Origin of the sequence: Anaerosacchariphilus polymeriproducens, from assembly GCF_003363435.1 — a bacterium.
In the GTDB taxonomy this organism is placed as follows: Bacteria; Bacillota; Clostridia; order Lachnospirales; family Lachnospiraceae; genus Anaerosacchariphilus; species Anaerosacchariphilus polymeriproducens.
On the sequence record NZ_QRCT01000034.1, the window covers coordinates 297,125 to 322,253 of the forward strand.

At 31.8% G+C, this 25,129-nt stretch carries 22 protein-coding genes; 1 reads left to right on the forward strand and 21 read right to left on the reverse strand.

Annotated elements, in window-relative coordinates:
• Positions 1–4 precede the first annotated feature (4 nt).
• The 18 genes from DWV06_RS12310 to DWV06_RS12395 all read right to left on the reverse strand — a co-directional run bounded on the left by DWV06_RS12310 (position 5) and on the right by DWV06_RS12395 (position 19,491).
• Positions 5–598 (reverse strand): TVP38/TMEM64 family protein, encoded by a 594-nt coding sequence (locus DWV06_RS12310; protein WP_115482478.1) that lies wholly within the window; start codon positions 596–598, stop codon positions 5–7.
• A complete protein-coding gene (locus tag DWV06_RS12315; RefSeq protein ID WP_193726020.1) occupies positions 591–1,625 on the reverse strand; it encodes a glycosyltransferase family 4 protein in 1,035 nt (344 codons plus the stop codon). The genes DWV06_RS12310 and DWV06_RS12315 overlap by 8 nt, the downstream gene beginning before the upstream one ends.
• A gap of 203 nt (positions 1,626–1,828) precedes the next feature.
• Positions 1,829–2,626: a zinc transporter ZupT gene (zupT, locus tag DWV06_RS12320; protein ID WP_115482479.1), complete on the reverse strand. Its 798-nt coding sequence runs from the start codon at positions 2,624–2,626 to the stop codon at positions 1,829–1,831.
• A 117-nt stretch (positions 2,627–2,743) separates the two neighbouring features.
• Positions 2,744–3,727 carry a DUF4003 family protein gene (locus DWV06_RS12325; protein WP_115482480.1) on the reverse strand — a complete coding sequence of 328 codons (984 nt, stop codon included), beginning with the start codon at positions 3,725–3,727 and terminating at the stop codon, positions 2,744–2,746.
• Between the two features lie 81 nt (positions 3,728–3,808).
• Positions 3,809–4,432 (reverse strand): Fe-only nitrogenase accessory AnfO family protein, encoded by a 624-nt coding sequence (locus DWV06_RS12330; protein ID WP_115482481.1) that lies wholly within the window; start codon positions 4,430–4,432, stop codon positions 3,809–3,811.
• Positions 4,433–4,445: 13 nt separating this feature from the next.
• Complete coding sequence (locus DWV06_RS12335; RefSeq protein ID WP_115482482.1) at positions 4,446–5,255, reverse strand: beta/alpha barrel domain-containing protein; 810 nt, start codon at positions 5,253–5,255, stop codon at positions 4,446–4,448.
• Positions 5,239–6,213 carry a homocitrate synthase/isopropylmalate synthase family protein gene (locus tag DWV06_RS12340; protein ID WP_115482483.1) on the reverse strand — a complete coding sequence of 325 codons (975 nt, stop codon included), beginning with the start codon at positions 6,211–6,213 and terminating at the stop codon, positions 5,239–5,241. The genes DWV06_RS12335 and DWV06_RS12340 overlap by 17 nt, the downstream gene beginning before the upstream one ends.
• A gap of 58 nt (positions 6,214–6,271) precedes the next feature.
• Complete coding sequence (gene nifB, locus DWV06_RS12345) at positions 6,272–8,881, reverse strand: nitrogenase cofactor biosynthesis protein NifB (protein WP_115482484.1); 2,610 nt, start codon at positions 8,879–8,881, stop codon at positions 6,272–6,274.
• Positions 8,882–8,893: 12 nt separating this feature from the next.
• Positions 8,894–10,258 (reverse strand): nitrogenase iron-molybdenum cofactor biosynthesis protein NifE, encoded by a 1,365-nt coding sequence (gene nifE, locus DWV06_RS12350; protein WP_193726021.1) that lies wholly within the window; start codon positions 10,256–10,258, stop codon positions 8,894–8,896.
• A 103-nt stretch (positions 10,259–10,361) separates the two neighbouring features.
• Positions 10,362–11,726, reverse strand: a complete 1,365-nt coding sequence (nifK, locus tag DWV06_RS12355) for a nitrogenase molybdenum-iron protein subunit beta (RefSeq protein ID WP_115482485.1) — start codon at positions 11,724–11,726, stop codon at positions 10,362–10,364.
• Complete coding sequence (locus tag DWV06_RS12360) at positions 11,719–13,332, reverse strand: nitrogenase component I subunit alpha (protein ID WP_115482486.1); 1,614 nt, start codon at positions 13,330–13,332, stop codon at positions 11,719–11,721. The genes nifK and DWV06_RS12360 overlap by 8 nt, the downstream gene beginning before the upstream one ends.
• A gap of 13 nt (positions 13,333–13,345) precedes the next feature.
• Positions 13,346–13,735 (reverse strand): P-II family nitrogen regulator, encoded by a 390-nt coding sequence (locus DWV06_RS12365; RefSeq protein ID WP_115482487.1) that lies wholly within the window; start codon positions 13,733–13,735, stop codon positions 13,346–13,348.
• A 12-nt stretch (positions 13,736–13,747) separates the two neighbouring features.
• Positions 13,748–14,074, reverse strand: a complete 327-nt coding sequence (locus DWV06_RS12370; RefSeq protein ID WP_115482488.1) for a P-II family nitrogen regulator — start codon at positions 14,072–14,074, stop codon at positions 13,748–13,750.
• Positions 14,075–14,096: 22 nt separating this feature from the next.
• A complete protein-coding gene (gene nifH / locus DWV06_RS12375; RefSeq protein WP_268877876.1) occupies positions 14,097–14,942 on the reverse strand; it encodes a nitrogenase iron protein in 846 nt (281 codons plus the stop codon).
• A gap of 288 nt (positions 14,943–15,230) precedes the next feature.
• Complete coding sequence (locus tag DWV06_RS12380; protein ID WP_235828957.1) at positions 15,231–16,283, reverse strand: sulfate/molybdate ABC transporter ATP-binding protein; 1,053 nt, start codon at positions 16,281–16,283, stop codon at positions 15,231–15,233.
• On the reverse strand, positions 16,280–16,987 hold the full coding sequence (modB, locus tag DWV06_RS12385; protein WP_408608160.1) for a molybdate ABC transporter permease subunit: 708 nt from the start codon (positions 16,985–16,987) through the stop codon (positions 16,280–16,282). Before modB ends, DWV06_RS12380 begins: the two co-directional genes overlap by 4 nt.
• Before the next feature lie 25 nt (positions 16,988–17,012).
• Entirely contained in the window at positions 17,013–17,834 is an 822-nt protein-coding gene (gene modA / locus DWV06_RS12390; protein ID WP_115482490.1) for a molybdate ABC transporter substrate-binding protein, read from the reverse strand.
• 331 nt (positions 17,835–18,165) lie between these two features.
• Positions 18,166–19,491: a D-alanyl-D-alanine carboxypeptidase family protein gene (locus DWV06_RS12395; protein ID WP_235828958.1), complete on the reverse strand. Its 1,326-nt coding sequence runs from the start codon at positions 19,489–19,491 to the stop codon at positions 18,166–18,168.
• Between the two features lie 166 nt (positions 19,492–19,657).
• Here DWV06_RS12395 and putP point away from each other — a divergent pair, with 166 nt between their 5' ends.
• On the forward strand, positions 19,658–21,217 hold the full coding sequence (gene putP, locus DWV06_RS12400; protein WP_115482491.1) for a sodium/proline symporter PutP: 1,560 nt from the start codon (positions 19,658–19,660) through the stop codon (positions 21,215–21,217).
• A gap of 127 nt (positions 21,218–21,344) precedes the next feature.
• On the opposite strand, the gene DWV06_RS12405 is transcribed toward putP, so the two are convergent.
• The 3 genes from DWV06_RS12405 to leuD all read right to left on the reverse strand — a co-directional run bounded on the left by DWV06_RS12405 (position 21,345) and on the right by leuD (position 25,100).
• Positions 21,345–22,856, reverse strand: coding sequence for a CoA-acylating methylmalonate-semialdehyde dehydrogenase (locus DWV06_RS12405; RefSeq protein WP_115482492.1), 1,512 nt, complete (start codon positions 22,854–22,856; stop codon positions 21,345–21,347).
• A 565-nt stretch (positions 22,857–23,421) separates the two neighbouring features.
• On the reverse strand, positions 23,422–24,363 hold the full coding sequence (locus DWV06_RS12410; RefSeq protein WP_115482493.1) for a magnesium transporter CorA family protein: 942 nt from the start codon (positions 24,361–24,363) through the stop codon (positions 23,422–23,424).
• 251 nt (positions 24,364–24,614) lie between these two features.
• Positions 24,615–25,100, reverse strand: a complete 486-nt coding sequence (leuD, locus tag DWV06_RS12415; RefSeq protein ID WP_115482494.1) for a 3-isopropylmalate dehydratase small subunit — start codon at positions 25,098–25,100, stop codon at positions 24,615–24,617.
• Positions 25,101–25,129: the final 29 nt, after the last annotated feature.

A 25,129-nucleotide genomic window follows, 5' to 3' on the forward strand; every position in this document is an offset into this window, starting at 1 on the left:
CCTTTCAAATTACTTTTGGTAACCATGAAAATGCACCAGCTAATGTCATACTATATAAAAAAATAGAAGCCGGCTTGCCTAATACTATTATTGTAAGAAATTTTTTAAATGACATATTAGTCAAACCAGATATTTGACACAAAAAATCATCAGGAGCACATGGAAAAAAAATTGCTAGAGCAAAAAATTTATCAAATTTTTTACCTTTGTCCAGCCACCCAATATATTTATTATATGTTTTAGGTGAAACTATACCTTGTACAAAATCTTTACCGTAGTGCCTTGCCAGTAAAAAATTTATAACAGAACCTAATACAATTCCTAAATAATTATATACAAATCCCCAAAGCGGCCCAAATAATATAACACCGGCTACTGTTGTTATACCACCAGGTATTATTGGTATAACTACTTGAATAATTTGTATCAAAATAAATACTAAAACACCAAGACCTCCAGTTTTGATAATGAGTCTTGAAAAACTATCTATATCTTTAAACCATCCCAAGTAAAAACCTAAGAAACAGAACACAACTGTAAAAATTATTCCTAATACAGTAATAACATTTATCATTTGTCTAATTAATGGCTTATTCATTATTTCCCCCTCCATAATATATCTTTGCGTCTTCTCCCACTCGTTCATAGATCATTTTTAATTTTTCAGCTTGCAACCTACTATCTCTTTCAATAGCTCTTTGATAACCATTTAAAGTCAAATTTTTAATTTTATTTTCCAGGATTTTCTTTGCTAAGGACTGAAATTCTTCAATATCAGACGCTTTATAAACATCTTCTTCTTTCTTTAACCAGTGACTATAGACCGGAATATCTCTTATCAATACTGGTATTTGTGCAGCTAGAGCTTCCAATACTACAATTCCTTCTGTCTCTTCTTTCGATGGAAATAAAAACAAATCACATCCATTATATGCCATTATAATTTCTTCTTTTGAAACATAACCTGGCAAAATTAAATTTGAGGGGCTATGTTCAATTGCTCTTTTAATATTTCCCGGAATTTGATAATAAGGTGTAAAGCCAAACCAAAAAAATGTATATTCGGGCATTCTTTTTGCTAATTCTATAAAATCTAAGATTCCTTTTCTATCAAAATATAATCCAACTGACATTATTATTTTTCTGTTTTCATCAATATTATAATGTTCTCTGAATAGTTTTCTTTTTTTTAAATCTTTCTTATAAAACTGAGTATCGATTCCATTTGAAATTGGTATGATTGGCTTTTTGATTCCATATCCTTCTAATAAACTTTTGGAATATTCTGTAGGTGTCAAGATTACATCACCAAGCTGATAACATTTCATGATCCATTTTTGAAAAAATGGCGCAATTAAATTAGAGCCTTTGAAAGAATTGCAAAAGTCTTCTTTCGTAGAATGTGCATGATAAACAACCGCTTTCCCTTTCTGTTTTGCTTTTTTCGCCATAAAATAATCCGAAGGGAATATTGTATTAACATGAACTGTTTCATAATCTTCATTAACATCAGTTGTAATATCAACTCCCGCTTTTCGTAAGGAATCCAATTGCATTTCTATTGCTCTTCCTACTCCGCTTTTGGATACAACTTTTAGTTGTTTTGTATATAGTAACACTTTCATAAATAATTTTCCCCTATCTCATATAATAACTTAAATATAAACTACAATTTTATTGTAAAATTTCGACTTTAATCTATTATGATAACTTTATTAAAATTTTATTAAGAATTAAAACAATTTTTAAATCTATCTATCTCTATCATAAAATAAAGCTGCCTATTTAGCAAGCAGCTTTCTAAATATTTAACTTTTCTTTTACTAAACTATATAAAAATTTGAAGACTTAATGCTATAAAAAGCATCCCACCAATAAGTCCATAAATCGACAATTCATGTTTTCCATACTCCATTGCAGCAGGTAGTAATTCATTTAATGAAATAAATATCATAATTCCTGCAACAGATGCAAATACAATACCAAATATCATATCATTTAAAAACCTTCTTAAAAATATATATCCGATTAACGCTCCCAAAGGCTCCGTTAAACCAGACAATAGCGAATAAAGAAACGCTTTTTTTCGTTTTCCTGTTGCATGATAAATAGGTACTGAAACCGCAATTCCTTCCGGAATATTGTGAATTGCAATTGCAAATGCAATTGGAATAGCAAAAGATGCACCCTGCAATCCGGAAATAAAAGTTGCAAAACCTTCCGGAAAGTTATGTATTCCAATCGCCAGTGCGGTAACAGAACCCATCCTCATTAATTTTTTTTCAGGTGTGGAATGACGCAGTTCTTCTACTCTTCTAATTTCTTTAACATTTTCATTCGATGGAATCAGCTTATCAATAATAGCTATTAATAATATGCCTCCAAAAAAAGAAATCACAGTCAACCACGCAGCATTATTTTCACCTACTACCGAATTTAGTGATTCTCGAGCTTTTTGAAATATTTCAATCATAGATACATATATCATGACTCCAGCTGAAAAACCTAAGGATACCGCCAAAAATCTAGTATTTGTCTTTTTTGCAATAATAGCGAATAAACTACCAATTCCTGTTGCTAAACCAGCAAACAAAGTTAATAATATTGCAAACAATTCTTTTTCCATCAGTTATCTCCAAGTTCTTTGTGATACTGATAATATTTCCATTATTTTAAATTTTAAAACATTTTTCTATAATTTTTGGATATACGTCAATAAAATTTTATATGTTATAGAAATCTTTTAACTACTAGCACTAGAAGCAGCAGCACAACTTGAAACTGCAGCCATAATAGCTATCTGTTCAGCAATAACCAGACTTGTTACACTGGTTACGGCTGCTGTTGACATTACATGACTATTTAAATTTTTATAATCATTAGCCACCAACATGGCAGCATACATTAATTTATAAGATTTTCCTACAGAAAATGAACCAAATCCTTTGCTTACTTTTAAAAATTCATAGACTTCTATTACATTTTGAACTATTTCTTCAACATCTGCTCCAGTTAATGTAAGAAGACCAAGGGTTGACAATTCAATCCCTGTTCCGAACTTATATTTCTTTTCTTTTAAACAATTGAAGATCTTCATAGTTCTTTCACATTTTACTTGGGCACTTTCCTCGCCAAGTGTTAATACATGACTTAAACTCTGTACAGCATTAGAAGAAAAGAAATTCCCCTTTAACAGACGAAAACATTGTTCCATTTCTATGCCTACACGTTCAACTGATAACGAACTTAATGCAAACATAACAGCAAAACTGGCATCTTCACTAGAAGTAATGAACGGATGTTCTTTTTTCATATTCTTGTATATTGCAGCTGCCTTCTGTATCACCCTTCCATAGTCCTCTTGTTCCGACAATTCAGATATTATCATGGCGCATAAAGGTAAATATGCGGAACCATAAAATTCTTTCTTTAAAAGTTGATAGATTTCCTTTACCTTTTTAAACTCTTCTTCTGGTTCATCGTAAACAGAAAGCATAGAGGCCAGAGCTAAGAATGATGTATTTTTGAAATTAGAAAATGTTCCTGTATTCTGTTTTATTACTTTTTTACACCATTTAATGTCATTGGGATCAATCTCTCTATTTTTTTCCATATAAATACTTGCACTTAATGCATGAAAGGCTGAATAATCCCATGGAAAATTCTTGCTCATGATATTTTTATTTATTACAAATATTTCACATTTTTGTTTTAAATGTTCTCTCATAACCTACCTCCTAAATTTAATAAATTATAACATTAAATAATAAAAAATGCCACTTTTATAAGTGACACTATAAAAATCATGTTATAATTTGTCAGAAAATATAACAATTAAATATTTACCCTGTTCTCTTTTAATTTTAAATTGATATTTTTTTAAATTCAGAAAACTCTCTAACCATGGCATTATATGACTACATTGTATTGTCAAAGTTTTAAATAATTCATTTGACAGAAAGGGAATCAATGCTTTCTTAGAAGTAATTTCAGGTCTATATTTTTGCACCTCTATAAAATCAAAAAAGTAATTACCATCATGGTCAAAAGGTTGTGGAACTCCTGGAACATATTTTGATTCTTGGATATTATCTTTTTTTCCTTCTAAGCAATAATCAAAATAAAGTTGGTCCAATAATTTGATACTAAAAGCTTCAGATTCACACAAAACATACCCATTCCTGTCTAATATATGGAAAGGAATTCCTACAATCGTTTTCCCTACTATAATTTTACAATCTTTTAATTGTTTCATAATTTGTTCCAAAAAAATTCTTATTGTAATTAAATTAGTCATAATCGGTTCAATATCATCTATTGTATAACTAATTTTCCAAATCGTATTTCGTTCATAAATGTCAATCTTTGATAAATTGTATATGTCAGTAATATTTTCGTTCTTATCCTTTAAAATTGCAACTTTATTGCTCATAATTCCACCTTCTTCAATTCACTTTTTTATGAAAGATATCTAGTAACATGTTTTCAGCGTAGTATAAACGCATTTTATCAATTCCCACTTCAAAAAAATGGCTCGTTGATTTTACAAATTCTTTTAAATTACAATTCCCACTTCTCTCTCCTATTCCTAGTAAAGTACAATCAATATAACCGGCACCAGCTTTTACACTCATAATTGAATTTGAAACTGCCATCCCTAAATCGTTATGTCCATGATACTCAATTTCCAAGTCAACTTTATCTTTGATTCTTCGAATGATCTGATAGGCTCTTTGAGGCGTTAATACCCCTACTGTATCTGCAATCCTAAGTATGTTGCCACCATTATCCTTTATTAATTTTGCTGTTTCTATCATAAATCCCTCATCAGCTCTTGATGCATCTTCAAATCCGATTGTTACTTGAATATTTTCTGACAAAATCAAATCCATGCATTCTGATATTTTATTATGAACCCAGACTTTATTCTTTTTCAATTTACTATATATTTGTACATATGATATTGGAATTCCGATATGAATAATATCCGGATTACATAAAATTGCATTTTTGATATCTTTTGTATTCGACCTGCTCCATACTGAAATTTTTGCCTTTTTAACTTTCTCTCTTATTTGAAGATAATAATCAATTCCCTCTGTTCCGATACTTGGAGTACCTGCTTCTATTTCAAATATTCCAATTTCATCTAATATCTGAGCTAACTCCAGTTTATCTTCTACATTGAGTACGATTCCCGGTCTTTGTTCCCCATCCCGTAAGGTAGTGTCTACAATTTTAATTTGCTGCTTCATTTTCTACTACCTCCTTATATATTTTTTTAAATTCAATATCTGAGATGCTGTTTCTAGTTTCAACACTTCTCAATTTAATTTGTTTTAATAATATATTTAATTTTTCATCATTTGGCTTTTTTAACCCTAAATAGTTACATTTCATTAAAATTGAATTGCATCCTGAATGTTTACCTATAATAATTTCTGTTTTTTGACCAACTTTTTCAGGAGGATATGCCTCATAGTTTGCAGGATTTTTAAGAATCCCATCCACATGTATCCCTGATTCTACTTGAAAGATTTTTTCACCAAGAATAGGTTTAAAATCTGATATTTTTTCATTTGTAATTTCCTCAAATAATTTTTTAATTTTAACTAAGACATCTAAGGATTGAGTAGGTTTATAACGTTTTACAATATACATAGCTATATATACTTCTTCTGTAGCAGCCCGACAGCCACATCCTGCAAATGTTGTTGTAACTTCTTTTCCACCATTTAAAAGCCATTCAACTGCTAATCCTGTTGCACATCCATAAGTATCTTCCGGACAGAAAATGATTTTATCTTTGTGAAATATTTTTTTTATTTCATCAAAAATGTAAAGATAATCATGAAAAAAAATATCATCCAACCCTACTATTCTTACTTGATTTGTATCTTTCTGAAGTCTCAAATGAACAATTTCTTTAATATCGTTCATTTGAGATTCTTTTATATCTTTTTCTTGATTCTTTCTTTGATTTGCAAAATATTTATAGATACCGGGATAATCTATTTGCTTATCGAAAGAATCTTTACGCATATAAAATCGAAAACCTTTGGGTAATTCTTTGATTTCTTTATATATTTGTTTCGAAATTTCTAAATCAATAATTCCAATTTCTTTCATAAAGATACAAAATTTCTGAATCTGTTCTCTAGTTGGAACATATTTATCTAACATTGCCAATGTAGAATCTATAATTCTTATCATGATTTTACCCCCTTTTCGTTTTCGGTTTTTTTATGCTCATTAATTTTCTGAATCTTATTTACATACTTTGTACGGCGTATTTTACTGCTTCTTCAATTCGATCGTAAGTTACAATTACTTTCATTCCTCTATCATGTAAACGGTTTTTTAGGTTTTCTCCAATTCTCATAGCAATTATCCCATTACAATCTTTCATAATATGTAGAAGTTTCTCTAATTTGTCTTCATACTCTTCACATACTTCCTCTCCATGACAATAATTATTTATTTCTCTTATTTCTTTATAAATAACTCTGCCGTCTTTATAATCATATATATGAAATTCTAGTGTTTGTCCAAAATGTTGATCAACTAATACACCACTTTTTGACGCTACCGCAAAGCGGTATGTTTCCGTTAAATCTTGTTTTATATTATTTTTCTTATCTATTTCGAACTCTATGGATTTATCTTGATCCAGAGTTCCTATTGCATCTGCACGGCATTGTACACAATGATACATTTGTTTCATGATATCAGCACATTCTTTTCGAATTATATTTACTTCTTTATTACTGACCGGTTCTAGGTTTTCGAATTTACTTCCTTTGACTTTTATAAACGGCATAATATTTGTGATATAACATCCTATATCTTTTACTTTTTTAACAATATCCGGTATATGTTTATCATTTATTCCTTTTAAAGTCACTATGTTTACTTTACAAATCACACCTCGTCCAACCAAAATACGCAAACCACTTAGCTGATTTGCTAATAAAATGGCAGCTGCACTTTCCCCTTCAAACTTTAATCCATTATAATGAACATATTGATAAATCTTAGCTCCTATTTTCACATCTACCGCATTTATAGTTACTGTTACATGACTCACACCTAAATCACAGAGCTCATTTGCATACTTTGGCAACATTAAACCATTTGTTGAAAGGCAAAATGTAATATTCTTATCGTAATCCCTAATCAATTTCAATGTTTCTTTTGTTTCTTCAAAATTAGCAAGTGCATCACCAGGTCCTGCAATACCAACTACATTTAGATTATCAATTTTTGACTTAACTATTTTATATTTTTCAAAGGCTTCTTCTGGTGTTAATACTTTTGTAGTAACTCCCGGGCGGCTTTCATTTGGACAATCAAATTTTCTTACACAGTAATTACATTGAATGTTACATCTTGGTGCAACTGGTAAATGTATTCTCGCTGAATTTGATGCACACCCATTAAAACAGGGATGTTTTTTTGTTTTTTCTTCTATCTCTATGTTCAAATTGTTAATATGTGCATTTTCAAAATATGTCTGATAAATAGTATCTCTAAAGGTTGTTTCTTTCTTACTGCAAATTGCATTCGTAATATCATCCAGATAAGAAAGAGAACCTTCATATCCCAACATTATTAACCTTTGTCCACCAACCCGGTCATGTATTGGAAACCCCCGACGTACTAGAGGTATCTGTAAATTTTCTTCTATTCTTCTACCATCTGAATTTCCTATTAATATATTTGCATCCAATTTCTCGGTTAAATTCTCTATTTTTTTAAAATCCACATCATCAATAATCTCATAATCTTTTATAAAAAAACGTTCATATACTTCTTTTATTTCTTGCTCTATTAATTCTTTCATTTGTTTCTTCGTAGTACCAGTAGCAGATACTAATGGAATAATTCCATTTTCTACACATAATCTTACAGTTGAACATACAAAATCAGGCTCTCCAAAAATTACAGCTCTTCCTTCTGCATTATATTTATGAGAATCTATCATAGCATCCAAATAGCGTCCTCTTTCTTCAACTATTTCCCCTGGAATTTCGTTACCACTTATTTGAGAAAGAGTCTTTATGAATGCATCTGTATCTCTAAGACCAATTGGTAAATTGAGACGTCTGTAAGGAACTCCAAATTGTTCTTCTAAATACTTACCAGGTGAACTTTCCAGTTCTAAATTCATGAATTCCAGAGTTAATTTAGCACCTGCCATATCTTTAATTTCTTCGATCGATGTTCCACCGGAAGGAAGTCTGTCATAAGTTTTTTTGAACACTCCATCCAAATTGCTTGAAAGATCAGGAAGTAAAATTATATCTATTCCAAAAGATTGAAACATTCTCTTTAAAAACCTAGTATCTTTAGGACTTAAAATAGAAGTAATAACATTCACCTTATTATTCTTTTCACAATTCATAGGTACAAATTCAAGAATGGTCCTTAATGCGCCAAAATATCCTTCGTATTGAGTTCCACCATATCCCGGAGAATTTACTGGAATGATGGTAATTCCCTGATACTCTTTATTCTCTCTGTAAAATTTTTCAATGATACGTGTCACATCTTCTCCAATTGTTTCTGCAAGACAAGTAGTGGCCACTCCTATTACTTTAGGATGATATAGTTCAATTAAATTTTTTAACCCATTTATTAAATTTTTTTCACCACCATAAACCGTTCCCTGCTCCGTAAGGGAAGAAGACGCTATATCTACCGGCTCGTTATAATGAGTCGCCATATGTCTCCTGATATATGTACTGCATCCTTGAGAGCCATGCAGCATAGAAATGCATTCTTTGATTCCATAAAAAGCAGTAACTGCTCCCATCGGCATACACATTTTACATGGATTTACATTTAGATTCACAAATGGTTCTATCTTTGATTTCGTCATATGGTCTCCTCCTTATTGCCTGATATAATTCCAAACCGGATTATTAACACTATCATTAATTTCTTTCATAAAATTAATAACACCTTCGAAACCAGCAAGCGGATGCTTTCTTTCATGATTATGATCACAAAATGCAATTCCCATTTTATATGCCAATGGTCTTTCCTTAACGCCACCCACTAATATATCTACAACTCTTTCTTTCATAAAAGTTTCTAATTCGGACGGATTTGCATCGTCCAAAATCACAGTATCTTTTTCAACAATGCTTTCAATTATCTCATAATCTTCTTTTTTTCCAGTCTGGGTGCCTACTACTACCGTATGAATCCCTAATGTATTAAATTGACGGATTAAAGATATTGCTTTAAATCCACCTCCGACATAAATAGCCGCTTTTTTTCCATACAACTTCTTACGATATTGTTCTATCGTACTCTCTAACTCTTTCTGCTTTTTTTCGCAATAGATGATAGCTTTTTCTCTTAATTTTTCATCTCCTAGTGCTTCTGCAATGTGAATTAAAGAAGCTGTTGTATCCTCTAGTCCAAAAAAACTCACTTTAATATATGGTATTCCCATAGCATCTTTCATTTGATTTGCCAGATATGTACTGGAACCGGCACATTGAACTACATTCAAACTTGCACTTGATGCTTTTTTCATAGATTCCAAATTTGAATCTCCTGTAAATGTAGATATGACCGGAATTCCAATTTGTTTCATATAATTTTTAATAATCCACATTTCTCCTGCAAGGTTATAATCCCCTAAAATGTTTATTCCTTTCTGCTTTGGCTGTTCTTTATAAGTGTTTAAAACTTGCATAATTGCATTACATGCCATCCGATAACCTGTTGATTTATTTCCGGAAAATCCTGGTGATTTTACAGGAATTACATGGATTTGATATTTATCTGAGAATTTTTTACAGACTGCATCAATATCATCACCAATTACTCCAACAATACAAGTAGCATATACAAAAATTAATTTTGGTTTATATTTATTTATCAACTCTTCCAGTGCCGCTTCTAATTTTCTTTCTCCTCCAAATATGATATCTTTTTCTCTTAAATCAGTAGAAAAGCTATTCCGGTATAAATCTTCTCCACTACTTAAACTTCCTCGTATATCCCATGTGTAACTAGCACAACCTATAGGTCCATGTACAATATGAAATGCATCTGTTATTGGATTTAAAACAACTCTGGCTCCACAGTAAACACAAGCTCTCTGACTGACCGCACCAGAAACACTGTCTACTTCACAACGAATTCCTTTCCCGGTACATCCATCTTCATATTTAAATATAATTGATTTTTTTCTATCTTCTAAAACTTTGCTATCAGACTCTGTTTGAATAGGTACATTCATACATCATCACTCCCTTCCTATTTTATTTATGACAGTCAATAAACAAAAAAAGAGCATATTGACTCCTTTGTCAAAATACTCTTTTTCTATTCAAACATATCTTTTACATAACCACTTCCAAATCTTCTTCCTTGCAATGGCTGTCTTGATAATCCATTAATGCATTGGTAATAAATTCTGCCATCCTCATTGCACCTTTATATCCCACAAGTGGAACATAAGAATGTATATAACGATCTATAATAGGAAATCCCATTCTTACAAGTGGTATATCTTCAGCTCTTGCAATATGTTTCCCATAAGAACCACCTATGAGTAAATCAACAGGTTCATTTTTTATCCATTGATGCATTAAGAATAAATCACCTGATTCTTTTGCTATACATCCATCAACTCCAAATTTTTTAAATAGTAAATTTGCTCTTTCTACAAAATCAGTTCCAGGGGTTCCTGTTACAACATATTTGGGAATCATTCCAAGCTCCAGCACAAATGCAGTAATTCCCAAAACAGTATCTGGATCTCCGAAAATAGCTGCTTTCTTTCCATATGTATATGGGTGTATATCTATCATAATATCTACCAGCTGTCCTCGTTCTTCTTCTATTGAATAAGGTATCTCTTCTTTTGTAATCTCTTGAAGCGTCATGATGAATTTATCAGTTGCTTCAACTCCCATTGGTAAATCAAGCGATTTGTATGGGATTTTTAATTTTTTCTCTAGTACCTGGGCAGAAGGTTCAGAAGCTTTTAATCCTAAAGCTAATGACATTGTACAATTACCAATATCTTTTATCTCTTTTATTGTCGTGCCGCCTTTTGGATACATTTCAAACTTTCCTGTCATTGGAGAATCCATAACTCCACTTGTATCGGGAAGCATAGTAAAAGGAATTTTCATTATATTTAACAGACGTTTATATTCTCTAACATCCCCCGGATTAACAAAACCCGGAAATACACATATTTTCCCATTAGTTTCGTCCCCTTTCTCTGCAAGATTATTAATAAAACCTGAAACCATATTTGTATAACCATCAATATGTGAACCTTTGTAACTTGGAGTATTACAATGAACTATGTATTTCCCTTCAGGTATTTTCATTTCTGTTATTAATGCATTCAAATCATCTCCGATCGTCTCTGATAAACATGTAGTATGAACTGCAATGATATCAGGATCATATAAGTCAAATATATTTTTAGCTGCTGTTTTTAAATTGCTGCCACCTCCAAATACTGATGCCCCCTCAGTGAACGAACTTGAAGAAGCCATGGCAGGTTCTTTAAAATGTCTCGTTAAAAACATTCTATGAAATGCACAACAGCCTTGTGAGCCGTGACTATGGGGCAGACATCGATGCACCCCTAATGCAGCATACATAGCCCCTACCGGCTGACACGTTTTTACCGGATTAATTCTTAAAGCCGTTCTTTCATAAACTTTTTTATTTGTATAATTAAGCATATTCTTCCACCTCCAATCGCGCTTCCAGACATGGATTACTTTTCCATGGAGCATGTATATAACTCCAAGCTGGTGTTGATAATCCCATCAATAGATCGTTTCCAAATATAACGGAACCCGTAAATCCTGCATATGGTCCGCTATAATCATAGGAATGTAACTGTCTTGATAAAAAGCCACTTTTTTGAATTACAAATTTATCTTTAATTCCAGAGAAGAAAATATCCGGTTTTAATACTTTTAAAAATTCTTCGGTTTCGAAATGATTTAAATCATCACATATGATTGCACCTTCGTCCATATCTTGTATCATACCTGGATAATCATTAAGCAAAATACCTTTTTCTTTTAATATATTTTTCTGCTCTTCTGATAAAAAGACTTTATAAAATTTAGGATCTGGTTCTACTGTTATACTTTCTATATTTTTTGTATCTGCATCCGGCTTAATTTCAGGAATTACAGTTCTCCCTTCATAATCATCTCTATGCGCAAATTCATAACCCGCTAATACTGTTCTGATTCCAAAGTCTTTCAATAACAATTGATAATGATGTGATCTTGATCCTCCTACATACAATGCTGCTGTCTTCCCTTTTAACTTACTTTTTAAATAAGTCAATTCTTCAAATATATTACCTATTTCATCAGCAATCACCTCTTCTATCCTTGCCTTAAGTTCTATATCACCAAAATATTCCCCTATAGCTCTTAACGATTCTTTACAGCTTTCTATACCGATAAAATTAATTTTAAGCCAATCGGTTCCATATTTATCATACATCATATCCGCTACGTAATTAATAGAACGATGGCACTGCACAAGATTTAAATCCGCCAAATGAGCGTTTTTTATATCTCGATAACTACTACCACCTGTAAAAATTGAGATTACTTCAATTCCACAACGTTTCAGTAATTTTTCTACTTCCCATCCATCACCACCAATATTATATTCACCCAGAATATTCACACTATATTTGGATACTGGTTCTTTGTCTCCGGTTCCAATGATATGACGTATTAATTGATTGTTTGCAATGTGATGACCTGCAGATTGACTGACCCCTTTATAACCCTCACAACTAAATCCGATACATTTTATTCCATACTCCTCTTCTGCCCATTTTGCAACTGCATGTATATCATCTCCAATAAGACCTACCGGACATGTGGAACAAATAAAAATGGCTTTCGGTTTTATAATATCCATAGCTTCTATAATTGCTTTTTTTAATTTCTTTTCTCCTCCAAATACAATATCCGCTTCCTGCATATCTGTTGAAAAGCAGTATTCAAGATAACTGTCTGCTTTCTCACCTTTTCTTTCATCAGCAATTGCCTTATGCCGTCTTGTTCCCCACGTATAAAATGCACATCCAATTGGCCCGTGGACGATTATGACTGCATCTTTGATTGGTCCTAGAACAACTCCTTTACATCCTGCAAAGCAGCATCCCCTCTGTGTAATAATACCTGGTATTGCTCTTGTATTTGCAGAAACTACATCTGGATTTCCTTCACCAACCGTTATTACGTGTTCCTTTCTGTTTTTATATACTTTTGCACTATATTTATCCAGCACTTCTTCTCTAATCACACTCATGTCCTTCACCTCCTTAATATGTCTCGGAATCTGTTTGTAATTGCCCATCTCTTACTCGGATCGATTCATAAATTGGTAATACAAAGATTTTTCCATCTCCTTGATTTCCTTCTGAATTTACTTCAATAATTGTTTCTATGACATTTCTAACTTCTTCATCCTGAACAATTATCGTAAATAATCTTTTAGGAACTAATCTTGAAGTATGATTTATGTATTCGCCTACTGGTATGGAAGATATTTCTTCCTCTTCTATAGCAAGATGGAGTAATGCCGGATCAATTCTTTTTTTTCCTCTTCCCATAACTTTTCTACAGGTGTATGCCGGAAAACCTGCATTAGTTAATGCGTTTTTTGTTTGACTTAACTTATTTGAACGAATAAATGCAAGAATTTCTTTCATAAGCAGCCTCCTTTATAAACCAGCTTTTTTGGTACTAATTGTATAAGCCTCTTCCACCGGGGAGATAAAGATTCTGCCATCACCATAATTTCCATTTTCGCCTGTTCTGGCATACTTCATAATAATTTTTACTACATCATCTTTATCCTCATCTCGAATGACCATCAACAACATGTCTTTAGGGATTTCATCATAAATTACTTCTCCTACTTTCAAGCCTTTTTGTTTCCCTCTCCCATAAACATCTAATTTGGTCACTGCTGGAAACCCTGCTGACATTAGCTCTGAAAATACGATATTTGTTTGACTTGGTCTAATAATAGCACGTATTAGCAACATATCTATATCCTCCTATCTTAAATTAATCCATAATTCCATGTTCCATTAGAATCTGTTCTAATCTTTCTATTGGCATAGGTTTTGGTATAACGAACATATCATTTTCATCAACTTTTTTAGCAAGTGCCCTATATTCATCTGCCTGAGCTTCTTGAGGACTAAAATCTATTACTGTTTTTTTATTAATCTCTGCTTTTTGTACTGCTTTATCACGTGGTACAAAGTGAATCATCTGTGTTCCAATTTCCTTGGCTACAGCTTTTACAAGTTCTTCTTCTCCTTCAACCTTTCTTGAATTACAAATCAACCCTCCTAGTCTTACTCCTCCTGTCGTAGCATATTTTTGTATTCCTTTTGCAATATTGTTAGCTGCATATAAAGCCATCATTTCACCGGAACAAACAATATATATCTCCTGTGCTTTCCCTTCACGAATTGGCATTGCAAATCCTCCGCAGACAACATCTCCTAAAACATCATAAAATACATAATCTAAATCTTCATCATAAGCACCAAGTTGTTCCAACAAGTTAATAGAAGTGATAATACCACGACCAGCACAGCCAACACCTGGTTCTGGTCCTCCTGATTCTACTCCTTTAATTCCGCCATATCCTTTTTTCAAGATCAAATCAAGATCAATATCATCCCCTTCCTCTCTCAGAGTATCCAACACTGTTTTTTGTGCCAGACCTCCTAATATCAAACGTGTAGAATCTGCTTTCGGATCACATCCTACTATCATAATTTTTTTTCCCATTTCTGCTAATCCTGCAGTTAAATTCTGTGTAGTAGTAGACTTTCCAATTCCGCCTTTTCCATAAATTGCAACCTGTCTCATATTCTTTACCTCCTCATTTAAATTAATTATTAGTTAGTTTTTAATTAGAACCCTTTTTCTTCATTAACCGGTTATAAAAAAGACGCTGTAAAAGTTATCTTTACAACGCCTTAGTTGAATAGGTATTTGATTCTATGCATTTATTCTATTCTTTCTTATCTATTGTTACAATACACAAAATGTTATAAAAACATCTTTGAATTTAATTTCCTTTTGTAAATTTTTTAGTATAAAATCAGACACTATATGAAAATATTACATTTTAAAAAATAAATTAGGCTTTGTTCTGCACAAATACATAGATAACTTTTTTAATTATGATTCTAATAACATAAGTCTCTCTGCCGGAAATTGTATATACTTAGGAATATCCTGAAGTATTGTATGAAACTGCTTCTTTGATGTTATCCACCATATCTCTTTTGTTAAATCATTCATTGAATTTCGAAACATATATTGAACATCAAAAGGGGATTCCGCATAATGTAAAAAATCTACTTTCATAGTATTTTCTTTTTTCTGATCGACAGTCAATAAATGTCTTGCCCTTATACCCACATGTGTAATTTTCTCAGTTATTACTTGATTTGTTTTTAACAGTACGCCCCATTCTAAAGCTTCTAATTCATAGTTATTTACTTTTCTAATCTTCGAAATATTTTTACAACCTGTTACTTTTGCAGCGTTTACTCTTAGCGGATTATTAAATAAGTCTTTCGTTCTACCACAAACTGTGATTCTTCCTTCATCCATAATAGTTAAAGAATTGCAAAATTTAAAGACTTCATCCCTGCTATGAGATACCAAAATACTATTCCCATTGAAATTTTTCAAAATTTCTAATAATTCTTTATGTAGAATATCTTTCAAAAAACTATCAATTGCAGAAAAAGGCTCGTCCAACATAATTATCTGAGGACGATATGCCATGATTCTTGCTAAGGCAACGCGTTGTTGCTGGCCTCCGGACAATTGTTCCGGATATCTTTTTTCTAAACCTTCCAAATGAAAAAGTCTCACTTGTTCTTTTACTAACTCTCTTTTATATTCTTTATTTCCCTTTATTCCAGTTTTAATATTTTCTAATACTGTCATAGTTGGAAATAATGCATAATTTTGAAATAAATATCCTACCTTTCTATTCTGTGGTGATTTATTAATCTTATCATTAGAATCAAAAAAAACCTCACCGTTAAGGACTATTCTTCCCTCATCAGGTTCTACAATACCTGCTATACATTTTAAAATCATACTTTTTCCAGATCCAGATGCACCTAAAATCCCCATACATTTGCAAGTAGATTGAAACGATACCTTTAAATTAAAACTCCCCATTTTCTTTTTAATATCAACTTCTAACACAATCATCTCCACCTCTTCCCAACTACAGAATATCTACTAGATACTTTGTTTAAGACCGTTATAATAATAAAAGAAACAATTAGGATTAATATTACCCAAAATCCGGCCTTATTGTATCTTCCTGACGCAGATTCTAATGCTATTGCTAATGCTATCGTCTGCGTCTTCCCTAATATATTACCTGCCAACATCGATGTTGCTCCATACTCACCAATAGATCTTGCAAATGTTAATATAGTTCCACTCAGAATCCCGGGTGCTGCCATTGGCATAATTACTTTCCAAAATATTTTAAAGTCCGGCATTCCTAATGTCCTTGCAGCATAAATAATTGTTAAATCAATTTGTTCAAATGCAGCTCTAGTGTTTCTATACATTAATGGAAACGCTATAACGCAGGCTGCTATCACACAACCTGGCCACGTTTGAACAAATTTAATATTAAAATTAAAATAAAGCAATTTTCCTAAAGGACGTTTTAGACTGAATAACATCAGCAAAAGAAAACCTGATACTGTTGGTGGTAAAACTAATGGAAGAGTAAAAATACTATCTAATACCCATTTCATTCGTTTACTGACTTTCATTACAGAATATGCTGCATAAATTCCCAGAAAAAAGCCTATAATCGTAGATACAATACCAGTTTTTAAAGATATTATTAAAGGACTAAAATCAATTGTTTTTAACATTTCATCCAAAGCCATCACCTCACAGAAAGTATCCATTGAATAATTATTTTTTAATAAAGCCAAAATCTTCAAAAATTTCTACTGCTTCATCAGAAACTAAAAATTGAAGAAAGTCTTTTGCTGCTTCTGTTTTTTTCACGTCAGCGTTTTCCTTCTTAACCAGTCCAACAGGATAAATAATTGGATTATCTAATAAACCTTCGGATGCAGTTGCAATTATTTCAACTGATTTTGATGCTATTTTTGCATCGGTTGCATAAACCACACCAATCTCATTACTTTTTTCACTAACCGATGTAAGTACTTCCGTGACATTCGCTCCTTGATTGATCTCCATATGCATTACATCATCAAAAATCCCTAGGTTTTTAAATATTTCTCTTGAATATTCACCAATGGGTACTTCTTCCCCTGCTAAAGCAATATTTTTTGCTTTCGTAATCGTTTCAAAACCAGTCACTGCAGTTTTTTCGCCTTTAGGCTTAATTAGGACCACCTTATTTGTTAATAAATTAATGACTGAATCATTCTTTATCAAACCTTTCTCCTCTAATGCCTGCATTTTATCAATGGAAGCCGGAAAAAACAAATCGCACTCTGCTCCTTCTTCTATTTGTAACTGTAATTTTCCGGAACTGTCAGCATTAAACAAAATATTTACAGCAGGATTCTTTTTATTATATAATAATTTGATTTCTTCCATAGAATTCTTCAGACCTGCTCCAATAAATATATTTAGATCCGTCATATCATTATTATTTGATTTATCTTCAATTGTTTGTTCTGTATCAGGTTTTATGTTACATCCTTCCAGTAAAATTAATAAAAATACTATCCATAATAGTCTATACATTTTTTTTCTCATTGAAATACCTCCTAAAAATTTCATTTTTTAATAGAAAAAGGTCCGAAACCGGATTCCCAATTTCTGACCTCTTTGTCTATGTCAACAAGTAATTTCCTTTTATAATATTTCAATTATCCACAAAAAACAATGCACATATTATTAAAATTTAGTTCCTAATTCTTACATATTATATAAAACTTAGACAATTTATGCCTCATCCTCTACCATTCTATATCAGACTTATAATGCACTTTAGTCTTTATTTCTAAAAACTAAAGTGCATTATAACTCCACAATTTTTTGAATTCAATAAATATTCCAAAACCTTAACACAATCTTTATACCACCCCTAAATGAAATTCCCAATTAAAAACTTTCTCATCACTTTCTTATAACACCATTCAAAGTCAATTTTATTTACACCATTCATTGCTACTACAGAACAAGTCTTCCAAACTTTTTCGTCTACCAGATATTCTACAGTCCCTACTTTATCGCCTTCTTCAATTGGAGCTTCAACTTCATCTTTTATATCATAACGAATTTCAACATTTTCATCTTTTTTTAATAATATTCCAGCCTTATTGTCTTTTTTCTGTTTTTTATTTTCTATTACTCTAACATTCGTAGTTGCTATATCATCTATTTCTTTTGTCTGTCCGTTCTTTACTATTACTGGTTTCAATTCTTTCTTATCTAATTTCATATCTTGGAATTTTTTATAATCATAATTACTCAATCCATAATTCATTAATTTTTTCGTATCTTTCCATTTATAAGTCCTATTATTTGGCCATCCACATGCAAGTAAAGCAACAACAAACGTTTTCTTATCTTTTCTTAAAGATCCAACATAACAATAACCTGCATCATTTGTAAAACCTGTTTTTCCTGACAATGCACCATCCATCATTCTCAAGAATGCATTATGATTTGTACAGGTAAAGGATCGTTTTCCATCTACACTAGCAAAAGAATAGTTGGGCTCTCTTGTAATTTTTAAAAATTCTTTACTTTTCGGTGATTTTTTAATGCAGTATGACATTATTCTTGCCAAATCTATACCCGTTGTTGAATGAGTACCATTTTTGTCTGTTTTGTCTAAACCATTAGGCGTTATAAAATAGGTATGTTTACAACCTATTTCTTTCGCCTTTTTATTCATTAAATCTGCAAATCCTTCAACCGTACCTCCTACATGTTCGGCTAAAGCTACAGCAGTATCATTATGAGATTCTAACATTAAAGAATATAACAGATCTTTTATATAATATTTTTCCCCTTCTTTTATATTCAATTGAACATCCGGCATCGAAGAAGCATATTGGGATACTTTAACGATCTCATCCGGTTTCGAATTTTCAAGAACTACTATGCAAGTCATAATCTTTGTCGTACTTGCCATTGGCAAAACCTGATCTCCATTTTTATTGTATAACACTCGATTACTATCAGCATCTAATAAAACAGCAGATTTGGCATATAAATCTTTCTCTTTCATAGAATTGTTTTCATCCTTTATACCTTCTTTGTTTTTGACCAGAACTACCTTTGGCTTTATATTTTCTTTATAATCAGTTTTAAACGGAACAATCATAGAATTCTTCAAAAAAGGGGCATTTAAACCACCAATCATAATGAAAAAGGTTATGAAACAACAAATAATTCTTCTCATAATTAATCTATCTCTTGCTTTTTTATTTATAAATATATGAATGGTTAAAACACAAAATAACCATTTATTTTTCCCAATTTTATAATACTTCTTGTACTAATTTATCGTTTCCTTTATAATTGATAAGTATTTACATTTAAAATAATACTTTATTGAGGAGGAAATCATGAACATTGATACAATTAAAATACTGATTACCATGCTTTTATATATGCTGGTAGTTATCTGCATCGGAATTTATTTTGCGAAAAGGGCTAATCAAAATTCTGAAGAATATTTTCTAGGTGGCAGAAGTCTTGGTCCATGGGTTGCTGCCATGAGTGCTGAAGCTTCTGATATGAGTGGATGGCTTCTAATGGGACTTCCAGGAGTTGCATACTGGTGCGGTTTTGCAGATGCTTTTTGGACTGCATTAGGTTTAGGACTCGGTACTTATATTAACTGGCTGATTATTTCTAAAAGACTGCGTCGCAGTTCAACTGTTTTCGGTAATTCCATAACACTCCCAGACTATTTCAGTAATCGTTTTCATGAAAAAAAGAAAGTAATTATGACAATTTCATCTTTATTCATACTTATTTTCTTTACTGTATATGCTGCGAGCTGTTTTGTTACCTGTGGTAAATTATTTCATACACTTTTTGGATTCTCCTATCACAGTATGATGATTGCAGGTGTGATTTTTGTTATTATCTATACTATTTTAGGTGGATTCTTAGCAGAAAGTGCTTCGGATTTTATGCAGAGTATTGTTATGATATGTGCTCTTACTGCAGTTTTAGTTATTGCTACAATCGAAGCAGGAGGCCCAAATGCTGTATTAAATAATATAAAAAAAATCCCTGGATTTTTTGAATTCTTTGGAATAGCCTCACCTTCTTTAAAAAGTGGTGCACAACAAATTGCCAATAACCTTCCGGTTTTTGAAAATGCTAAAGTATATGGGTTTTTAACAATATTATCGACAATGTCTTGGGGACTTGGTTATTTTGGAATGCCACAAGTTTTATTACGTTTTATGGCAATAAGAAAAGCTGATGAATTGAAAAAATCAAGAAGAATTGCTACAACATGGGCTGTCATTTCTATGATTGCCGCTGTATGCATTGGTCTAATTGGAAGAACACTTTATCCTACAGCATTAACGACACAAAGTGCTTCTGAAAATATATTTATTTTACTTTCTTCCAACTTATTACCTTCCATTGGTGCAGGCTTGGTTATGGCTGGTATTCTAGCTGCAACAATCAGTTCTTCAGATTCGTATCTTTTAATTGCGGCTTCCGCTTTTTCAAAAAACATCTATCAGGGAATTCTAAAAAAAGATGCGACAGAAAAACAAATAATGAATGTATCACGCATTACACTCGCAATCGTAGCATTAATTGGTGTAATTATTGCTCTTGATGAAAATAGTGTAATTTTCACAATCGTTTCATTTGCTTGGGCAGGATTCGGTGCTACATTTGGTCCAATTATGATTTTTTCATTATTTTGGAAACGTACCAATCGACAAGGTGCGATTGCAGGTATGTTAGCAGGCGGATTATCCGTATTCATTTGGAAAATTTATATACGTCCACTTGGAGGATTCTTTGATATATATGAGTTACTTCCATCCTTTATAATTTCTTGTTTATTTATATTTATTGTTTCTCTATTAACTAAAGCGCCTGAAAAAGCAATTCAAGAAGATTTTGAAAAAGCCAAAACATTTGCATGTTAAAAACAAGGAATTTTAGTATTCAACCAACAGTCAGATTCTCAAAGTCTGACTGTTATATTTTTTCACAAAAAAGGTGCTGTGCACTAATAAATTACTTAGTGCGCCAGCCCCATAAATAGTTAATCTATTAAATTGTACCATCCCAAGAATCAATATTCTTATTTTTCTTTTCTTTTTCATCAAACCAAGTTGTTGTAACTGCTTTTACTTCAGTAAAGAAGCGAACTCCATCTTTTCCTAAGCAATGAAGATCTCCAAAGAATGAATCTTTATGTCCGCAGAATGGGAACACTCCTACCGGAACTGGTATCCCTACGTTGATTCCAACCATACCTCCATGCGTTCTACGCGCAAATTCACGACTAAAGTAACCATTTTGTGTATAAATAATGGAACCATTCGCAAATGGATTATCATTCATGATTGTAATACCTTCTTCAAAATCTTTTACTCTCTTAATACAAACAACTGGGCCAAAGATTTCTTCATCTCCAACTGTCATACCAGGTTTTACATGGTCAAAAATTGTTGGTCCCATATAAAATCCATTTTCATAACCTTCTACTGTTACTTTACGACCATCAAGAACCAATTCGGCACCTTCTTCAATTCCTTTTTCAATCCACTTTGTAACATTTTCTCTATGTGCAGCAGAAACAACCGGTCCTAATTGTGTTGCTTTGTCATAAGCAGGTCCAATTTTCAATTCACTTGATAATTTTTTCAATAATGCTACAAATTCATCTGCAATGTTTTCTTGAACCACTACTACAGGAAGAGCCATACAACGTTCTCCTGCACAACCGAATGATGAATTAATAATACCTCTAACCGTACGCTCTAAAGCACAATCTTCTAATACTAAAGCATGATTTTTTGCTTCTGTTTGAGCTTGTACACGTTTTCCATGTGCAGCAGCTGTTGAATAAATGTGTAAACCAACTTTTGTTGTTCCTACAAAACTTACCCCTTTAATTTTTGGATGCTTCAAGAAAATTTCAGCTTCATTACGACTACATGTAACTATGTTTAAAACTCCATCCGGAAGTCCGGCTTCCTGCCAAAGTTCAGCACATCTTATAGCTGTCATCGGTGTTACAGAGGAAGCTTTGATAACAATTGTATTCCCTGTTGCTACACAGAAAGGAACCATCCAGCCCATAGGAATCATTCCTGGGAAGTTAAAAGGTGCAATACCGGCAAATACACCAAGTGGTTCACGATACATTACAGTATCATAACCTGTTGAAGTATTCATTAATGATTCACCCATCATTAAATTTGGCATACCACATGCAACTTCAATTGGTTCTTTGACCTTTGCAATATCTCCAGCAGATTCGTTCCAGTTTTTACCATGCTCTCTTGCGCAAATTTCTGTTAACTCATCAAAATGCTTATCAAGAAGATCTCTAAATTTAAATAGAATTTGAACTCTTTTAGTAACAGGTGTTTGTGACCAAGATGGAAAAGCTTTAGCCGCTGAATCAATTGCAGCATCTACTTCCTCTTGAGTACAACAAGGAGCTTCTGCTTGTACTTCACCTGTACTTGGATTATAAACAGGCATATATTTTTCTGTCATAGACTCAAGCCATTGTCCATCTACAAAATATTTTAGTTTCTTAATTTCACTCATAGATTATTCCTCCAATATTTTATCATTATTGTTTGCTAGTTTATTGTTTGCATGCTAATTACTTATGTGGATATTCTATCATACTAAATTTATTTTGTCGAGACATTTTTTCAAAAAATACAAGATAAATGCTCATTTTTTTGTTATTTATTTGTCTAGTATGACATTTTTGTATCAGGATATACTCATTTTAAGCATTAAATTAATGTTTGTACGAAACAGTTAACCAAATGTAATATGATACTTTATTATAATTTATGATATTAAAGTCGTTAAATTTAGAAATTAAACTATATTGTCTTATTTCTTTATACAATAATACCTTAAAATTTGAACATAATTTTCACAATCTCTTGATAAATATAGGTAATTCGCGAATTAATTACTATTATATCTCATAAAATAATTCCTATCCATATACGTAAAAGAAAGATAAAATGTCCTATTTATCTTTTTTCATATTTCTAGTTAATTATAATATATCTAAGCAAAAAAATAGAGACTGAATCAAAAATCCAGTCTCTTAAATCAAAAAATCATAAATTTATATTATGCTTTTCTAGTTTTAAAATAAATTCTTTTTTGAAAAAAGAAAAGCAACTGCCAAACTTAATATTAAAGAAAATAATATTACAAATGCAAATCCAAATACACTATTAGAAAAAGGCATTCCAGTGTTTTTTACATTCATTCCATATGCACTAAAAATCATAGTTGGAATTGACATTACGATAGTAATGGTAGCTAAAAATTTCATTACTATATTTAGATTGTTAGAAATAACAGATGCGAATGCATCCATTGTCCCACTTAAAATCCCACTATAAATATTAGCCATCTCAATTGCCTGTTTATTCTCTATGATAACATCTTCCAACAAATCAGTATCCTCAGGATATTTTTTTATACTCTCAGTTTTTAATAATTTTTCCAAAACCACTTCATTTGATCGAAGTGATGTTGTGAAATATACTAAACTCTTTTCAAGTTCCAATAACTCAATTAATTCCTGATTTTTTGTAGAACCATGTAATTTTTTTTCTACTTCTTCACTCTTTCTATTGATACTACGTAAATATTGAAGATATAATGTAGAATTTCTATATAAAATTTGTAAAATGAATCTTGTTTTCATATGCGTATGAAAATTCCGAACCATTGAACCCATAAATATATCTAAAACCGGTGTTGATTCCAGACAAACTGTAAAAATAGCTTCTTTCGTCAAAATAATAGACATCGGTATTGTGACATACCAGTCTTTATCATTTCGTTTTTCAATTGCAGGTATATCTACAAGAATCATTGTATAATTATCTTCTATCTGGATTCTTGAACGTTCTTCCTCATCCAAAGCTGCTTTTAAATCTTCTAATTCAATTTTATTCTCTTTTGAAATTTTAATTAATTCAGCTTCTACCGGATTAATGAGTGCTCCCCAGCATCCATCACACTGCTCGTTTATTTGTTCAATCACACCATTTACTGTTCTAAAAAATTTAATCATGGTAACATAGCTCCTTTCAATTATCCATAAAGAACAGGATAATGTCTATGTACCTGTTCTTTATTTTTATTCTGTTTTTTCCTTTAATCGCATCCTATGACTAGGCTCACCAGACACAAAACCACCTATCCTTTCATTCATATTATATTATGATACAATCCACAAAAAAGCGTTCCTGTGTCAGGAACGCATTCTGCGTATCTTAAATATATCATACCTTTTTTGTTGAAAAATTACAATAAAAACTTTTTCTATTTTTGATTAATATAATTTATAAGTCCTTCTGAAGCAATTATTTTCTGCATGAATTCTGGAAACGCCTGTCCTTGGAACTTTGTACCTTTTGTTTTGTTAAAAATTATACCACTGTCAAAGTCTACTTCTACCTCCTCACCTGCTTCAATACCATTTGCTGCTTCTTTACATTCAATAATAGGTAAGCCGATATTAATCGCATTTCTATAAAAAATTCTCGCAAATGTTTCTGCAATAACACAACTGATACCAGCTGCTTTAATTGCAATTGGTGCATGTTCTCTTGAAGAACCGCATCCAAAATTCTTACTCGCTACTATGATATCACCATGTTTTACTTTATTAACAAACTCTTTATCAATATCCTCCATACAATGTGTTGCTAATTCACCTGGATCTGAAGAATTTAAATATCTCGCTGGTATTATTACATCAGTATCGACATTGTCACCAAATTTAAAAACACTTCCATTTGCTTTCATTTCATTTTTCCTTGTATGATATCTTTATA